Raw genomic sequence first — 17,368 nt, 5'->3', positions numbered from 1 at the left:
CATGAAGCAAAAACCTGAGATTTTAGCGCCGGCAGGAGACTTTGACAAACTGCGCTTTGCAATCGCTTATGGAGCCGATGCGGTATACATGGCCGGAAAGTCGTTCGGCATGCGCGCGGCTGCTGCAAACTTTGATGACGATGCCCTCCGAGAGGGCATCGCCTATGCGCATGCGCGCGGTGTGAAATGTTATATTACGGTCAATATCATTCCTTCTAACGAAGACCTGAAAGTCCTTCCGGCCTATTTGGAATTTTTGCAGGAAGCAGGCGCTGATGCGCTGATTGTTGCTGACGTGGGTGTTGTGGCAATGGCAAAACGGTATGCACCGCGCGTACCGCTTCACATCAGCACCCAAACCAGTATCCTCAATCATGAAGCGGCAAACTTCTGGGCCGATTTAGGGGCGGAACGTATTGTACTGGCCCGGGAACTAAGTCTGGAAGATATTGCAGAGATTCGGCAAAAAACGCCCAAATCTCTGGAAATTGAGGCGTTTGTCCATGGTGCTATGTGCATTTCCTATTCGGGACGCTGCCTGATTTCGCAGTATCTGACCGGACGCGATGCCAACCATGGCGCGTGTGCACAGCCGTGCCGCTGGAAATACAATCTGGTCGAAGAAAAGCGACCGGGCGAGTATTTTCCGGTTGTGGAAGGGGAGGGAGGAACCTACCTCTACAACTCCAAGGACCTGTGCATGATCGATCATATTCCGGAACTGGTCGACGCAGGCATTACCTCTTTCAAAATTGAAGGGCGTAATAAAACCGCGTATTATGCGGCTGGTATTACCTCGGCTTACCGCCGCGCGGTGGATGCCTACTGTGAAAATCCGGAAGGGTTCGCACTGCCGGCCGACATTCATGAGGAAGTCGGCAAAGTCAGCCATCGCAATTACTACACCGGCTTTTACTTTGGCGATCCCAACGGGCAGTATTATGAAGACAGCCAATATCTGCGCGATTGGGAAGTGACCGGTATGCCGATTTCGGTGGATGGTTCGCGCGCGACCTTTGCGCTGAAAAATCGGTTCTATCGCGGTAATGTGCTGGAACTGGTGCAGCCGGGCAAACCGCCTTACACCTTCACCGCTGATGCGGTCGTTGATGAGGCGGGAGAAGCTTTGGATGTGTTTCATCATCCTGAAATGCGGTTTACCATCGAGTTCCCGTTTGAGGTGGACCCGTTTGCTATCCTGCGACGGGAAAAAGAACCCCAGACTTCCAAATCCGAAGCGTGAAAAACTGCCGAGAATGATTGACAAATCCGTAAAATGTGGTACAATAATGAAGCAATATGTCATAGACGATGATGAAACGAGTGCTGCAAAGTAGTCCAAAGCGAGAGGGGAACGGTGAAAGCCCTTGGCCAAACGTGCAGGACAGCCATTTCGGAGTTTCTTGTGATAAGCAAGACGTATTCCCGCGTTAAGGGACCTGAGATGCCGGATTTTCCGGTAATTAGGGTGGTACCGTGAAGCAGAGCCTTCGCCCCTAGATTTGGGCGGAGGCTTTTTCTATTTTTTTAAGATTATTGGAGGAATACCGCTATGCAGTACAGAGGCTTAAATGAGCTTCGAGAAATGTATCTGAAATTTTTTGAAAGCAAGGATCATCTGCGTCTGCCCAGCTTTTCGCTGATTCCGCAGAACGATGCTTCTCTGCTCCTGATCAACTCGGGTATGGCGCCGATGAAGCCCTACTTCACCGGCGAAATTGAGCCGCCCCGTCACCGTGTTACCACTTGCCAGAAGTGCATCCGTACCGGTGACATTGAAAACGTCGGTAAGACCGCCCGTCATGGTACTTTCTTTGAAATGCTAGGCAACTTCTCGTTTGGCGACTATTTCAAGCGGGAAGCAATCCACTGGAGCTGGGAGTTCCTGACCTCTCCGGAGTGGGTAGGCATTGATCCGAATCTGCTGTATCCGTCTATCTATCAGGACGATGAAGAAGCTTTTGAAATTTGGAACAAGGAGATTGGCATTCCGGCAGAGCGTATCTTCCGCTTTGGCAAGGAAGATAACTTCTGGGAGCATGGTTCCGGTCCCTGTGGTCCGTGTTCGGAAATCTACTACGATCGTGGCGCAGAATTTGGCTGCGGCAAGCCGGGCTGCACGGTTGGCTGTGACTGCGACCGCTATATGGAAGTTTGGAACAACGTTTTTTCCCAGTTTGATAACGATGGCCATGGCAACTATACCGAACTGAAGCAGAAGAACATCGATACCGGCATGGGTCTGGAACGTCTGGCCTGTGTGGTACAGGGTGTTGGTTCGCTGTTTGAAGTGGATACGGTCCGCAACATCATGAAGCATATCGAGCGCATTGCTGGTGTGGAATATCACAAGGACGAAAAGACCGATATTTCGCTGCGCGTTATCACTGACCACATCCGTTCGACCGTTATGATGGTTTGCGATGGCGTCATTCCGTCCAACGAAGGCCGCGGCTATGTACTGCGCCGCCTGCTGCGCCGGGCAGCCCGTCATGGTAAGCTGTTGGGCATCAATCGTCCGTTCCTGTGCGAAGTTTGCGATACCGTAATCGAAGAGAGCGGCGGAGCTTATCCGGAACTGCATGAGAAGAGCGCTTATATCCATAAGGTCATTGAGATGGAAGAAGCGCGCTTTGATGCGACGATTGACTCTGGTCTGTCGATCCTCAATGATATGATCGCAGCCGTCAAGGGCGAGGGCAAGACCGAACTGCCCGCAGCGGATGCCTTCAAGCTATATGACACCTATGGCTTCCCGATCGACCTGACGCTCGAAATCCTGGAAGAGCAGGGCATGACCACCGATCGTGTTGGTTTTGATGCCTTGATGGACGAGCAGCGCAAGCGTGCGCGCGAAGACCGCAAGAAGATGGGCGATCTTGGCTGGGCGAGCGAAGATCTTGGACTGGACAAGTCGCTCAAGACCCAGTTTGATGGATATACCGTTTTTGAGGAGCAGGCCACCGTTCTGGCGATTGTTGCAAATGGCGAACTGGCTGGCTCGGCAGCGACTGGTGAGAAGGTCACGATCGTACTCGACCATACGCCGTTCTATGCGGAATCGGGCGGACAGGTACCGGACCACGGTACGCTCACCAGCACCAAGGGCGCGGTTGTTACTATTCAGGATGTGCAGAAGACCAAGGACGGCAAATTCCTGCATAGCGGCGTGGTAGAAACGGGCGTACTTGCCGTAGAAGATACGGTGGATGCCAAGATTGATCTGGCACGCCGTCAGGCAATTGCACGTTCGCACACTGCGACCCACTTGCTGCAAAAGGCATTGCGCACCGTTCTGGGCACCCATGTTGAACAGGCTGGTTCGTATACTGATGCGGATCATGTTCGCTTCGACTTTACCCATTTTGCTGCACTGACTCCGGAAGAGCTGACCCAGGTAGAAGAAATGGTCAACGATGCGATTCTGGCAGGCTATCCGGTTGTCACTGAAGAGATGCCGATTGATGAAGCCAAGAAGCGTGGTGCCATGGCACTCTTTGGTGAAAAGTACGGCGATCGGGTGCGCGTGGTTCAGGCAGGCGACTTCTCGATCGAATTGTGTGGTGGTACCCATCTGTCGAACACGGCACAGGCTGGTATCTTTAAGATCGTCAGCGAAGCTTCGGTTGCAGCTGGTGTGCGTCGTATTGAGGCGATTACCGGTAAGGGCGTGCTGGCATTTATCAACGAAAAGCAGCGCATGATTACCGATGCAGCCAAAGCACTGAAGACTACGCCGGCTGAAATGCTCCAGCGTGTGGAACAGGTAATGGCCGACATCCGTGAGATGGGCAAGAATATCGATAAGCTCTCAGCAAAAATCGCTAATATGCAACTTGTGGATCTGTTCAATGTATCCCGCGATGTCAAGGGCGTGAATGTCATTGCCGTGAAGCTGGATGATGTGAACATGGATACCATGCGCCAGATGGGCGATACCATCAAGGAACGTGCGCCCAAGATGGTTGCCGTTCTTTCGACCGTTATTGGTGGCAAGATCAATTTCTTGTGCGTCTGCGGTCCGGAAGCGGTCAAGACAGGTGCTCATGCAGGTAAGATCGTAAAGGCAACGGCAGCCATTTGCGGTGGTGGCGGCGGCGGCCGTCCGGACAGCGCAACGGCTGGCGGCAAGAATGTTGATAAGTTGGAAGAAGCACTGGAAGCTGTGAACAACATTGTTGCAGAACAGCTTGGTTAAAAAAGAATCTCAAAGGGAGGTCTTTGTATGAGTGATTGCATCTTCTGTAAGATTGCCGGGAAGGAGATCCCATCTCGACCGGTGTATGAGGACGATCTGTGTTATGCTTTCTATGACCTGGAACCGCAGGCGCCGACCCATTTCCTGGTCATTCCAAAGCAGCACATTGCCTGTGCGTTGGATATTGATGCATCCAATGCTGCAATCGTCGGCCACTGTTATGCGGTGATTGCCAAGGTAGCCAAACAGCTTGGTATCGAAAGCTATCGCGTGGTCACCAACTGTGGCGAACAAGCCGGACAAACGGTATTCCATCTGCATTTTCATGTTCTGGCTGGCCGAGATATGACTTGGCCGCCGGGCTAAAGAAGTAACGGAAAAGGGGAGCGGCCAATCGCCGCTTCCCTCTTTTCCTTGTAAGTGGGGAGGGAATTTTTGCATGTGGTATTTGCCGTTGTTCACGCTGACCTTTTTATGTGCCGTGTGGGTGGAAATACAATACGATCCTGTGATTCAGCATTTGTGGTTCTTGCCCGTATGCATCCTGATTGCCGCGATGGTCGTTATCCTTTGCCGGCACTGGAAGAAGCGCAATCTGCTCATCAGCCTGCTTTTGGGAGGATGTGTTGGATTTGCCTACGCCGGATTATTTGTGGGCATGGTTCATGCGCCACTGGCCAGTCTGGATGGTCAAAAGGCACGGATTTCGGCTATTGTCACCGATTATGCCGAGCAATATGAAGATACACAGCGCGTTTCCCTGAAAGTCGATACGAAGGCATCCGGCATCTCTTTTTGGATGTCTTCGTTTGATACGATGGCGTATCTTCCTTTGACCGATACCGAACTGGAGCCCGGCGATCGGATTGAAGCCAAGGTTTCTTTTTATGAAGGCTCAAACAATGGGGGATTTGACCGGGCATCGTATTATTCCGGCCGCAACATGCACATCTTGGCCACATGCGAAAATGCTTTGACCTTTGAAGTCGAAAAAGCTACTTCTGTCCCATGGACACTGCGGCCGTTGGTTTGGACGCATTCTCTCAAACAAAACCTACATGATGCTTTATCGGATACCGATGCCGCATTTCTAGAAGCGTTATTGTTCGGTGATAAAGATGCGTTGCCGCTCTCTATCCAACAGGATTTCCAAAAGGCTGGCCTAAGTCATGTGATGGCTGTATCGGGCATGCATGTAGGTTTTCTGGTCATGTTTTTCCTGCTCATTTTGGGTCGGCGCATCGGACTGTGTGTTTCTTTACTCGCTCTTGTGATCTTTGTCCCCATGACAGGCGCTACACCTTCGGTCATTCGTGCAGCGATTATGTACGCTTTCGTGGCGATTGGTTTCTTTTTACGGCGGGAACACAGTGCGCTGCATTCTTTATGTGCCGCTTTGTTGGTCCTGCTATGCTACAATCCTTATGCACTGCAAAGCTTGAGTTTGCAGTTGTCTTTTTTGGCAACCTTGGGCCTGATTCTGTTTGGAACACCTCTGCAAACCAAAATGCTGGCGCCGTTAAAGGAACGGGAATGTCCCTTCTGGATTTATAAAATCTTGCGAGTATTCGCCGGTGCAATCGCCTGCTCGATCTGCGCCTCGATTTTTACAGTGCCAGTCTTGCTCCATTCCTTTGGATATGTATCGGTTGCATCGATTGCGGCCAATCTATTGACCGTTGGTGTATTTGCGGTTTTGTTTGTCGCAGGCTTCGGCATTTGTTTTAGTATCCCGGTTTTGGGAAATGTCTTAGCGGTTTGTATCTATGGGTTGTGTGCGTATGCGTTTTCGGTTGCGCATGCAATCGGGAATATTCCATCTTTGCTGCTATACGGCGATTTTTGGTACGTGCAAGCTGGCATTGTATTACTGTATGGGGCTGTGATCGCGGCTTGGCTGCTTAGGCGCTATGTTCGATTTTCCTATGCAGCCGCGCTAGCATGCACCATCTTGCTTTTGACCTTAGGCATCAATGCGGATACACTCTCTCGAAAATATGACATTCAAGTGTTCTCCAGTGGCAGCGGACAATGTATTGCTGTTTCCTATGCCCAAAACAGCTTAGCCGTGATTGACTGCGCTACCGCACAAAATGCAGTGGATAGCTTAACCCAGTACATGGACTGGAATGGATTTTCCAAAATCGAACTGCTGATCATCACTTCGCTCGACAAGACCCATGCCCGCGACTTGCCAGAGTTATTGCAAACTGTTCCGGTCGGCCATCTTATTCTGCCATCTGACTACACAGAAAATGATTTTTCTGCGGAGGTTTTACAGCTTGCCGAACAAAAACAGGTTCCCGTAACCGTTTGGCAGGGGGAGGGAGAACTACCGGTTGGTGATACGCGGTTTGGCCTTTCTCTGATTGACGGGATACCGAAAAAATTAGGTGTCCGTATCCGGCAAGGAAATCAAGAACTTTTGACATTACATAGCTTTACACCCAAAATGCTCGAAGAACTTTTCAGTCTGCAACAGGTGACCTGCGATTCGGTCATTCTTTCGAAGTCGTTTCTGGACGAAGCTCCAGACCAACTGGTGCAGCAGCTTCAACCGCAGCAAATCTATCTGCCAACTCCTTATGAGGACAGCGGAAAGATTGCTGGCATTCCCATACAGACTACAAAGCAAAGTGGGGATTTATTGTTCCGAGAGATTTTACCGCGTGGAGGTGTGTGATGGCAACGAAAAAAATCAAAGGGTCCGAACAGCTGAAAAATGATCTTAAAACGCAAAATTTTCAGAATCTCTATATTTTTTATGGGGAAGAGGACTATTTAAAAAATTATTATTTGCATGCTCTGAAAACTGCATTGGTACAGGAGGACTTTGCCGAATTTAATTTGATTGAATTCGATGGTAAAAATTTGACTCCGGAAGCGTTGACGGAGGCCGTAGAAGGCTATCCGGCATTTGCAGAGCGCAAGCTGGTAATTGTCCGCGACTTTGACGTATACAAACCGCCTGCTGCTTTTCAAACCATCCTAATGGATTTGCTGCAGGACCTGCCAGACTATATCTGTTTGGTGTTCTATTATGATACTCTGCCATTTAAGGCAGACAAGCGGACAAAAATGCATAGTTTACTGGGTAAGACGGCCTGCTTTGCTGAATTTTCTCACCTGGAGGAGCGGGAATTGATGGCCTGGGTCCGGCGGCGGATACGTGCGCTGGATAAAGACATCGATGCGGATACCTGTGCGTATTTTCTATTTTTGTGCGGTAATTCCATGACAAATCTCATTACAGAGATCGAAAAAGTGACTGCACATTCTACCCTGCATGAAATTAAGCGATACAACATCGACGAAGTCTGCACCCGGGTGCTCGATGCCGTGATCTTTGATCTCACCGACGCAATCACACAGAAACGTTTCGAAAAAGCGATTGCAATTGTTGGGGATCTCCTGGCCCAGAAAAATTCGGAAGTCGCTATCTTTTCCGCCGTATTACGTCATATTCAGCGGCTCTATGCTGCAAAACTGAGTCAGCAATCGCATGGCAATTCCAAAGAACTGTTGACGCTGATCGGCTCCAATTCCAGCTTTTATGCGCAAAAACTAACATCGGCTGCCAGAGGAGTATCACTGGCCTGGTTACGGGAAGCGGTTCGGATTTGTGGCGAAACCGATGCTGCACTTAAGAGCAGTGCGGCCGATAAGCAAAAAATCATTGAATTGGCGCTTTTGCAAATGGCGTCGACAATCTGAGAGGTATTATGATTCAAATTAAAGAAGCCATTCTGGTGGAAGGCCGTTATGATATCCAGACCTTACGGCAAATGGTCGATACGGTGGTTTTAGAAACCGGCGGTTTTCGGATTTTCAAGGACCGGGAACGCCTGGAAATGATTCGAAAAATTGCAGCCCGTCGCGGCATTCTGATTTTGACCGACAGCGATGGCGCCGGATTTACAATTCGCAATTTTTTGCGCGGCGCCATCCCGAAGGACCAAGTCAAGCATGCGTACATTCCCGAAATCCAAGGGAAGGAACGTCGCAAGCGCCATAGTTCCAAAGAAGGCCTGCTGGGAGTAGAAGGCATGTCGCAAGACATTCTGCAAAACGCCCTGGAGCGTGCTGGCGCGACGATTTTAGGGGAAGAGTCTGGACAAGCCCTCCGCGCCAACCGTTTGGAAAAGGCAGACCTTTATGCCATGGGGCTTTCCGGTCAACCAGACAGTGCGCAAAAACGCAAACGCCTGCTCAAAGCGCTTGGGTTACCACAGTATCTGTCTGCAAATGCTTTACTTGATTTTATGAATGCGGTGAGCAATCGCGAAGAGGTCTTGCAAACATTCCAACAAATTTCACAAGAGGATATTGACAATCCGCATTCGTGATGTATAATATGATTATCAAATTTATATGAGTTCTGTTTCAGGGCGGAGTGAAATTCTCCACCGGCAGTGAAGAGATCTTTGCATCTACAAGTCTGCGAGCCGAAAGGCATGATGGGTTCGATTCCCAACCGACGGTTATAGTCCGGATGAGAGAAACAGACGTATTATTTTGTGCGTCTGCGCCCTTGGAAAGAAATGATTTCCAAGGGCTTTTCTTTTTCCTCACAGAACAGGAATGGAGAGTGTTTTTGTATGACCAAAACCATGAAAATCACCTACACGGCGATCTTCGCTGCCATTGCTGCGGTACTGATGTACTTTGAATTTCCGCTTCCGTTTATGCCACCATTCTTAAAAGTGGACCTCAGCGGTGCGGCAATTCTTATTGGTGCTTTCATTTTTGGAATTGGGCCTGCGATTATGATGATTTTGATCAAAGACCTGATTCATGTGACACAGACCCAAACGGGTGGCTCGGGTGAGTTGCAGGATTTCATTTTGCTTGCCCTGTTCGTTATTGTAGCTGTTTCGGTCTATAAGCGTTATCACACCCGTAAGGGCGCGATTATTGGCTGTCTGCTTGGTACCTTGGTGATGTCTGTTGCAGGCATGGCAACCAATTATTTGTTCATTATTCCGTTCTATTCGAAGGTTATGATGATGCCGCTCGATGCGATTTTTGGCGCATGTGCTGCGGTCAATCCCCATATTTCCGGGATGAGTACGTATCTGCTGATTGGTGTACTGCCATTTAATATCGTGAAGGGCGGATTGATTACTTTCATCACCGTGATCGTCTACAAAAAGTTGAGCGTCTTTATTAAGTCCAAGCAGTTTGATCTGCATCGCCACACCGAAACCGCAAAGTAAATAAAAAAGAAGCCGGTTAAAACCGGCTTCTTTTTTTATCGGAAATTACAAATTACCGACGAGATTTCTGCACGAGTGATTTGTGCATTGGGCTTGACACTGCCATCGGTATAACCATTGATGATCCCTGCCGAGGTCACATAGTTTACCGAATCCTTTGCCCAGGAAGGAATAGAGGCCGCATCGGTAAAGGTTGCATTTTTCGCCGCATAGCCACGAGGCAGACACCGCGAAATAACGCTCATCACTTCTGCACGCGTAATCTGTGCATTGGGATTAAAATTGACTTCTCCAGTATTCGGATTGGACTGCCCACTCATGACGCCAGCTTCCGTGACGGCAGCAATGGACGCCTTCGCCCAGTCTGGAATGGATGCCGCATCATCAAACGGCAGATTGGATGCCGACGAGGTGTCCAATTCCAGAACATTGGCCATCAGCACAGCAAATTCGCTTCGCTTGAGGTTTTGTTCCGGATTGAAACGCCAGGTTCCATCGGATAATTGCTCTCCGTTCATAATCCCGCGATCGGACAGGAGATTGATATATCCGGCAGCCCAGCTTGTAGAAACATCGGTGAATTTCGAACTCGTCCGAGTACCGGCGGTGATGGTCACCGCTTTTCGGCTGCAATTTCCGGCATCATCCTGCACTTCCAGGATGATCATATGGGTCCCTGCCGAAAGCGCATCAGTCTTGACATCAATGGCTGCCGTAGAGGTGTGATAGGTTGCCGAAGACAATTTCCCATCAATGTAGGCACGCACCTGATTGGTTCGTACCGGATAGGCTCCACTATCCTGCGTAATCTTTGCGGTAATGTACGCCGATTCGCCAGCATTCACCGTTGTCTTGCTATCTGTGATCGTAATCTGCGGTGCATCGGTGTAATCCACCGGATCTTCACTGAGAAGAATATGATCCAAATACAAGGTGCTATCCGCTGTTGCCTGAGACAGGCGGATACCCGTCAGACGGACTGCTTGCTCCGGAACCGTAACTTTCAGCTGTCGATACGAAGACTGTACCGAAACACTAAACGGCTCGACCAGTTCTGTCCCGTTCTCATCTTCAAAGACTGCGGTCAAATCTCCCTGTCCACTGGACAGCTTTGCCCAAAGCGTTAAGGAGGTCATCCCTTCCACACTGGTAGACGGAACAGACAGAGAACAGGAGGTGCCCGAATAGGTCGCAGCTAAGGCTTTATATCCGCGCGATACATCGCTCTGATTGCTGGTCACGGACAAGGTAACACCATCTTGCGCGGTAAGCGGCTGGCTGCTTTCAAAGTCTGCAATGGTCGTGATATCCTGTAATTCGCCCATGCCCGAAACGGTAACCGCAATGGACTTGGACATGCCATAGCAGGAAACTTGAATCGTACCGGTACCTGCATGGGTCGCTGTAAACAGGCCAGACTTGGAAATCGTACCAATACCGCCGGTCACACTCCAAACCATCTGCGTGTTTGCCGAGGCGATCGGAATGGCATTTCGATAAACAGTAGCATCAATCTGTGCGGTTTGTCCGTTTTGCAAGGAGAGGGAAGACACAGCCTTGCCATCCTTGAGAACCGCCATGGACGTGGGTTCATTGGTCACATACAGATCCATGGTTCCGGTCGCGTTTCCAGCGTTCGCTGTAACCTGTACTGCACCGGTGGTAAGCGGTGCTACATATTTCCCGGCCGAAACGCTACCTGCTGTTGCGGTGTATGCTACATCCTGCGCCGCTGACGTCTTTTTAAAGCCGCCATCTAACGTAGTCGTCGAAAATTCAACCGTACCGCCAGGCAGAACGTAATGTGTCGTGGGTTCCATGTGCAGATAGGTCGGCACACCATCTGCGGTGGCATTGTTGATGAGGAAAATATAGGTAGAACATTTTCGCTCACTGCCGTCGGATGGTCGAGTCACGGTCACCGATTTATCTGCACTGGGATTTTTAATTGTCATCGCGGAAGAACCGCCGCCATCGAGCGCAACTGCCGAAACACAGCCCAAGCTGGTCAGTTCACTGGCAAGTTGCTTGGCTGTCAAACCACGGCTATAACTGGATTGTGCGCCATCGACTTCATATAGGACGACTTTCCCGTCATTACGGATACCGACCGCCGAGCGCGCTGCCAGCGAAGTGCCGGAGTCGATGCCACTGGTTGTCACGGTGCCATTGGTAATCAGTGTCTTGCCGCCAACAGCATACTGGACATCGCCCCAGCGCGGGTCGTTGGTTTCAAAGATAATGGTAATGCGTTCTCCAATCTGGAAATCAACCCAGGGCATGCTGGTGCAGTCATCCCGTCGGGAAAGTACCATCTGATTTTCTCCAATGGCAAACGAATCACTACCCGACACCTTGTCAACAACGGTCAGTGTAATGGGCTGCCCGATTTTCAGCGTCGAGAAATCATCATATTCCATGATAATGCTCTGACCTGGAGAACCAAAATGGGTGGTATCCGAGTAATACCGGTCTAGCAGGCAAAGTCCGCGTGAAGTACGGGTCTTATTGTAGTCAAAAACCGCAATCTTCCCGCTTTCACCAGAGACGACAATATTGGAAATGGGGTCTCCTATAATCGCTGAACCATCGGCCATAAATCCAACCGCAGCTTCCCAGTCGGTCGAGGAGATGACACGTCCGTTATCAATAAACAGTCCGGTCGGCACGCCATCCGAAAACGAAAAGAAGTCCGCATTGATGCCACCGATGACATCATACCCTTGCGATTCCAGCGAAGAGGAAATTTGCGAAATCGATTTACGGCTGCCATAGAACTGTTCACCAGACTTCACGCCGATCGGGGAAACCGACGCATTGGGGGTGTAGGTAATAATCGAAGCTTTTTGCAAGCCGCTATCGTTATAACCTTCCTGTCTAGAATAGGTGGTTCCAATCCCGATCGGATAGGAATATGTAAATCCACCGGACAAGGCCGCAGCAGAACTGGTCAAAAGGATTGCACCAGTGACGCAAGCAGCCAAGATCCGCTTTGCTCTTGAAAATTTCATAACCAATTCCTTTCCTAACATGCAGGGGTGAATGGCTTAAATGCTTTGCAATAACCGGTCGATGAGTTCACTCAGCCGCGGGCTGCGAACCGATCGGTCGGATACGCGATGATAAATATTTTTCCGTTCGTTGTAAAGGCGGCGGGTTTCGGCCAGCTTATCTGCACTTTGATCCAAAAGCGGACGATGGGTCGAACCCGACAAGTTTTTCACGATGCGGAAAAACGGTGTATTTAGGTGAATCAAAAAACCTGATTCTTTGATGATTGCCACATTTTCAGGCCGCAGTACCGCGCCCCCTCCCAGCGATATTACGACCCCATCTTTGGCACAAATCTCCCGCAGGTATTGGGTTTCCAAATCGCGGAACGCGGCTTCGCCTTGGGTAGCAAAGATTTCAGAAATGGTCTTTCCGGTTTTTTGTTCCAAATAGGTGTCTGCATCGATATGGGTCAAGCCGGTCAAGCGAGCCAGCTTCCGGCCCACTGTTGTCTTGCCGCTGCCCATAAAGCCGCACAGGACAATATTCTTCTTCTGATATCGCTCGTGCAGACGTTTGACCGCCATTTTTGCCAAAACACGGCGCGCAATCTGGTCATACACGGTGCTTTCAAACTGTGTGCCGTTCCAGATGGTCTGCGCGGCGGCAGCCTGCATGACGAGCATATAGATCCCGTTTCTAGTGCGGGTACGTTTGTTGGTCGCCAAACGCATGGTCGATGTCTGCGGCGGGTTGTAGATGGCATCAAACACATATTCGGTTTTGCGCGGAAGGAAATACAGCGGCTTTTTTTCCTCTTGCGGAAACATTCCAAGCGGAGTGCCATTGACAACGATTTGAATATCCTTCGGGATTTTGCGCCGTGTGCAGGTATAAATTTTCGCCTGCGGCAGGGAAGAGAGCAGCTGCTGCCGAAGCTGCTCGGCTTTGTCCAGATTTCGGCCGGTAATGTACAGCTGCGCCCCGGCATGCGCACAATGGTACGCCATCACGCTGGCTGCGCCGCCATACCCCAACATCAAAACTTTGCGATTGCGTAATTCGACCCCATCTTTTTCTAAAGAAGCTGCAAAACCAAAAATATCGGTATTGTAGCCGATTGCGCCCTCGTCACTAAAATGCACGGTATTGACCGAATGCAAATCCATGGCGCTTTGATCGACCGCATCCAAAAGCGAAATAACCGCCCGCTTATGCGGAATGGTCAAATTGATGCCCTTGAGTTTTTTGCGTGCCAACTCCATAGCTTCTTTCAGCTTTTCCGGCGGGACAGCGACTGCAATATAATCGGCATCCACGTGGGCCGCCTGAAAAAGCTGCGCATGCAATTCTGGACTCATCGTATGCCCAAGCGGCCATCCGAATAGACCAAATGTGGTTCGTTTCGGAGTGAACGCCTGAAATTCTTCGTAGGAAAGCAACATATCTTACCCTCCCAGCGCAGAAAGCGTATCAAAGAAATTGGGGTACGAGATGGCAACTACATCGGGATTTACAATCTCGCTTTCTCCTGTGCATCCCAATGCACAAACTGCCATACTCATCGCAATGCGATGATCGTGATAGGTTTCAAAAGCAGCGCCATGCAGCGGTTTCCCACCTCGGATGATCATACCGTCTTCAGTTTCTTCCGCATCAGCGCCCGCTCGGGTCAGTTCGGTCACCATCGCAGCGATGCGATTGGATTCCTTGACCTTGAGCTCCTGCGCATCACAAATGCGGGTTTCCCCTTCGGCAAAGGCCGCGGCAACCGCCAGGACCGGCAGTTCATCGATCAAACGCGGAATGAGATCTCCGCCAATCGTTGTGCCATGCAGTTTGGATGCCCGGATGGTCAAATCGCAGACCGGTTCCATATCATCTCGTACATTGGTCATGGTGATGTCGGCCCCCATATCGCGCAGTACATCCAAAATACCAGTACGGGTTGGATTGATACCCACATTTTGAATGGTAATCTCCGAGCCGGGAACAATTGCACCAGCAACCAAGAAAAACGCAGCCGAAGAAATATCTGCTGGAACAGCGATATCTTTGGCCTGCAAATCCTTGAGCGGATGAATGCGCACGGTACAGCCATTGCTCTCCACCTGGGCCCCCAAAGCACGCAGCATCCGTTCAGTATGGTCCCGGGAGGGGGCAGGTTCAATCACACAGGTCGGGCCATCGGCATACAGACCTGCCAGCAGAATAGCGCTCTTAAGCTGTGCCGATGCGACCGGCATGGTATACTCGATGCCGTGCAGCTGCGTGCCCGCGTGAATGGTCAAGGGACAGTAATTGCCGTTTACCCCATCAATAATGGCTCCCATCTGACGAAGGGGCGCGATGACACGTCCCATTGGACGCTTTTGGATGGACGCATCCCCCGAAAGCGATACATCAAAATTCTGACCAGCTAAAATGCCGCACAGCAGACGCGTGGTCGTTCCGGAGTTGCCGGTGTACAAAGACTGCGCGGGCGGGGTCAGACCATGCAGGCCTACGCCATGCACAACAACTTCAGCATCCGACACTTCAATTGAAACCCCCATGCGCCGGAAACAATCGATCGTAGACAGGCAATCTTCGCCCATCAGAAAGCCTGTGATATGGGTCGTACCCTGCGCCAAGGCACCAAACATGACCGCACGATGCGAGATCGATTTATCCCCCGGTACGGTAATTGTGCCGCGCAGCGGTTTTGCTTGCGATAATTGCATCAAGTTGGACAATCCTCCTTGGTTTGGGTGATTTGATAACTGCCCAGCAGACGGAGTGAGCGCAGCTCTTCCGAAAGCTGATAAATCAGGGACCGGACATTTTCACTGGCCAGGCTGCCTTCCAAATCGACATAGAACCGATAGTTCCATGGTGTTTCTGGCAGGGGACGGGAGTGAATTTCGGTCAGATTGATATTGTGATCCGAGAACATGGACAGCGCGGCCGACAGCGTGCCCTGCTGATGTGGGAGCGTGAAAGCCAAGCTGACACGGTTATCGGTCTCACAAGCCGACAGCTGACGGCTAACTGCGACGAAGCGGGTCTGATTGGTGCAGTCATCGTTAATAGCTGCCGCCAGAATCTTCAAACCATACAGCCTGGCGGCATCTTCCGAACAAACCGCCGCACACGAGGGATCGTTCCATTCCTGCACCTGCTTGGCAGCGACCGCCGTATTGGCAGCCTTGCACAGCGTAAATCCATGCTGCCGCAGGTAGTTTTGGCATTGATCCAGGGCGGGTTCAATGGAATACACTTTTTCAACCGTATCCATTGTAGCATGTTTGCAACCGGCAAGGCAATGCCGAATCGCATTGATATGGGAATGCGAAATATATAGATCATATTTCATCAGCAGGTCGCAAACCTCATTGATGGTACCGATCGACGAGTTTTCAATCGGCACGACTCCCACATCGGCGCGGTGCTCGGCTACCGCACGAAAGACATCTTCAAAGGTAGAAACATGGTCAATCGTCTCCGCTTGGGGAAACATCACTTGTGCCGCCTGCGACTGATAGGAGGCAGGTAAGCCCTGATATACCACGCTTTTGGTCATTTGCAGCCGTTCTGCTACTGGCAGGGTAAGCTTTGCCGGGTCTTTTGACAGGATATGCTCATATTGATGCATCCGGCTGACCCGAATCAATCCCTTGAGCATGGAGACATATTCGGGCTGCAGGGAAGCGGGGACTTGCTGTTGTAAGGTTTCCAGCATGGCCTGCTCCCGGTCGGGCTTGAGCACTTTGTCGCCCGTTACCATTTTACACTCCGCGACCTGCTCGGCCAGTTCCATCCGCTGTAAAAACAGGGCCTGCATCTGTGCATCGATTTGGTTGATGTCCTGCCGAATCTCATTCAGACTGCGCATAACCATATCCCTCCAAATACAGATCGGTCAGCGCAACGGCAGCAGCCGCTTCGATCACCGGAGCCGCACGGGTCACGATGCACGGATCGTGGCGGCCCTTGATGCACAATTCTTCCACTTCACCCGTCGACAGATTGAGTGTACGCTGCGGCTTGGCGATGGACGGGGTGGGCTTGATCGCCGTACGGAAAATCAGCGGCATCCCGCTCGTAATGCCACCCAAAACGCCGCCATTGTTGTTGGTTTCGGTAACGACTTTTTCTTCATCGGTCAGGGTAAAGGTATCGTTGGCATGCGAACCACGGAATTCGGCAAATCCGAATCCCACGCCGAATTCCACGCCCTTTACCGCCGGCACCGAAAACAGCAGGGAAGCCAGACGGCCTTCTACCGAATCCAGCATGGGGCTGCCCAGACCAGCCGGCACACCGACCGAAGCGCATTCGATCACGCCGCCCACCGAATCCTGATCCAGCCGTGCTTCTTCAATCGCTGCCAGCATGGCTTTCTGTGCGAGCGGGTTGATAATAGGATACTCCTGCATGCGCAGCTGTTCCAGCTGCTCTGCCGAAACCTCTACATCATCAAACGGGGTATCCTGAATCTGCGCAATCGATTGAATGTGTGCGCCCACCGTAATGCCCTTGGTTTTGAGATACAATTTGCACATCGCGCCGGCAAATACCAGCGGTGCGGTCAGTCGGCCTGAGAAATGACCACCGCCGCGCGGGTCGTTATATCCGCCAAACCGGACCAGTCCAGTATAGTCGGCATGACCCGGACGGGGATGGGTGGAAAAATCCTTATAATCCCCCGAGCGGGTATCGGTATTTTCAATCATCGCGCAAATCGGTGTGCCTGTGGTATAGCCCTGATAGATACCCGATAAAATTTTCGGAAGATCAGCTTCTTTTCGTGCCGTGGACTGTTTGTTTTTCCCCGGCGCCCGGCGGTCCATTTCACGCAGGACAAAATCCTCATCAAAAAGGATGCCCGACGGAAAACCGTCGAGCACCACGCCAATGCCGCCGCCGTGAGATTCGCCAAAGATGGAAATTTTCAGTGCATTTCCCCAGATAGAACCCATGG

12 protein-coding genes, 1 riboswitch and 1 other annotated feature are annotated in these 17,368 nt (G+C 51.0%); of the genes, 7 read left to right on the top strand and 5 right to left on the bottom strand.

Annotation, left to right across the window (positions count from 1 at the left end; all coding sequences use genetic code 11):
* The first annotated feature begins 1 nt into the window (after position 1).
* The 7 genes from EFB11_RS00505 (at position 2) to EFB11_RS00475 (ending at position 9,414) form a co-directional block, all read left to right on the top strand.
* Positions 2-1,243, top strand: a complete 1,242-nt coding sequence (locus EFB11_RS00505; protein WP_122788399.1) for a peptidase U32 family protein — start codon at positions 2-4, stop codon at positions 1,241-1,243.
* A 59-nt stretch (positions 1,244-1,302) separates the two neighbouring features.
* Positions 1,303-1,501: a binding site (T-box leader), on the top strand.
* A 51-nt stretch (positions 1,502-1,552) separates the two neighbouring features.
* Entirely contained in the window at positions 1,553-4,198 is a 2,646-nt protein-coding gene (gene alaS, locus EFB11_RS00500) for an alanine--tRNA ligase (RefSeq protein ID WP_122788398.1), read from the top strand.
* A gap of 27 nt (positions 4,199-4,225) precedes the next feature.
* The gene (locus tag EFB11_RS00495; protein ID WP_122788397.1) at positions 4,226-4,564 is read left to right on the top strand and encodes a histidine triad nucleotide-binding protein; all 339 of its coding nucleotides are present in this window, start codon (positions 4,226-4,228) and stop codon (positions 4,562-4,564) included.
* Between the two features lie 73 nt (positions 4,565-4,637).
* Positions 4,638-6,881, top strand: coding sequence for a ComEC/Rec2 family competence protein (locus tag EFB11_RS00490; protein ID WP_122788396.1), 2,244 nt, complete (start codon positions 4,638-4,640; stop codon positions 6,879-6,881).
* Positions 6,881-7,912, top strand: a complete 1,032-nt coding sequence (gene holA / locus EFB11_RS00485; protein WP_122788395.1) for a DNA polymerase III subunit delta — start codon at positions 6,881-6,883, stop codon at positions 7,910-7,912. The genes EFB11_RS00490 and holA overlap by 1 nt, the downstream gene beginning before the upstream one ends.
* A gap of 8 nt (positions 7,913-7,920) precedes the next feature.
* A complete protein-coding gene (locus EFB11_RS00480; protein ID WP_122788394.1) occupies positions 7,921-8,544 on the top strand; it encodes a toprim domain-containing protein in 624 nt (207 codons plus the stop codon).
* A gap of 29 nt (positions 8,545-8,573) precedes the next feature.
* Positions 8,574-8,706, top strand: a riboswitch (FMN riboswitch).
* A 90-nt stretch (positions 8,707-8,796) separates the two neighbouring features.
* Positions 8,797-9,414: an ECF transporter S component gene (locus tag EFB11_RS00475; RefSeq protein ID WP_164706522.1), complete on the top strand. Its 618-nt coding sequence runs from the start codon at positions 8,797-8,799 to the stop codon at positions 9,412-9,414.
* A 35-nt stretch (positions 9,415-9,449) separates the two neighbouring features.
* Here the strand turns inward: EFB11_RS00475 and EFB11_RS00470 are convergent, their stop codons facing one another.
* Genes EFB11_RS00470 through aroC form a run of 5 tightly spaced genes read right to left on the bottom strand, consistent with a single transcriptional unit; the run spans position 9,450 to position 17,366 of the window.
* Positions 9,450-12,425, bottom strand: coding sequence for an S-layer homology domain-containing protein (locus tag EFB11_RS00470; RefSeq protein WP_164706521.1), 2,976 nt, complete (start codon positions 12,423-12,425; stop codon positions 9,450-9,452).
* Between the two features lie 36 nt (positions 12,426-12,461).
* Positions 12,462-13,850: a shikimate kinase gene (locus tag EFB11_RS00465; RefSeq protein ID WP_122788391.1), complete on the bottom strand. Its 1,389-nt coding sequence runs from the start codon at positions 13,848-13,850 to the stop codon at positions 12,462-12,464.
* A 3-nt stretch (positions 13,851-13,853) separates the two neighbouring features.
* Positions 13,854-15,128 carry a 3-phosphoshikimate 1-carboxyvinyltransferase gene (aroA, locus tag EFB11_RS00460; protein WP_122788390.1) on the bottom strand — a complete coding sequence of 425 codons (1,275 nt, stop codon included), beginning with the start codon at positions 15,126-15,128 and terminating at the stop codon, positions 13,854-13,856.
* Positions 15,128-16,279, bottom strand: coding sequence for a bifunctional chorismate mutase/prephenate dehydratase (locus tag EFB11_RS16645; RefSeq protein ID WP_164706520.1), 1,152 nt, complete (start codon positions 16,277-16,279; stop codon positions 15,128-15,130). The genes aroA and EFB11_RS16645 overlap by 1 nt, the downstream gene beginning before the upstream one ends.
* Positions 16,263-17,366: a chorismate synthase gene (gene aroC, locus EFB11_RS00445; protein WP_122788388.1), complete on the bottom strand. Its 1,104-nt coding sequence runs from the start codon at positions 17,364-17,366 to the stop codon at positions 16,263-16,265. Before aroC ends, EFB11_RS16645 begins: the two co-directional genes overlap by 17 nt.
* Positions 17,367-17,368: the final 2 nt, after the last annotated feature.

The organism is Intestinibacillus sp. Marseille-P6563 (genome assembly GCF_900604335.1).
GTDB lineage: Bacteria > Bacillota > Clostridia > Oscillospirales > Butyricicoccaceae > Butyricicoccus_B.
The sequence above is the reverse complement of the archived record's forward strand: the minus strand, read 5'-3'. Positions and strand labels throughout refer to the sequence as shown.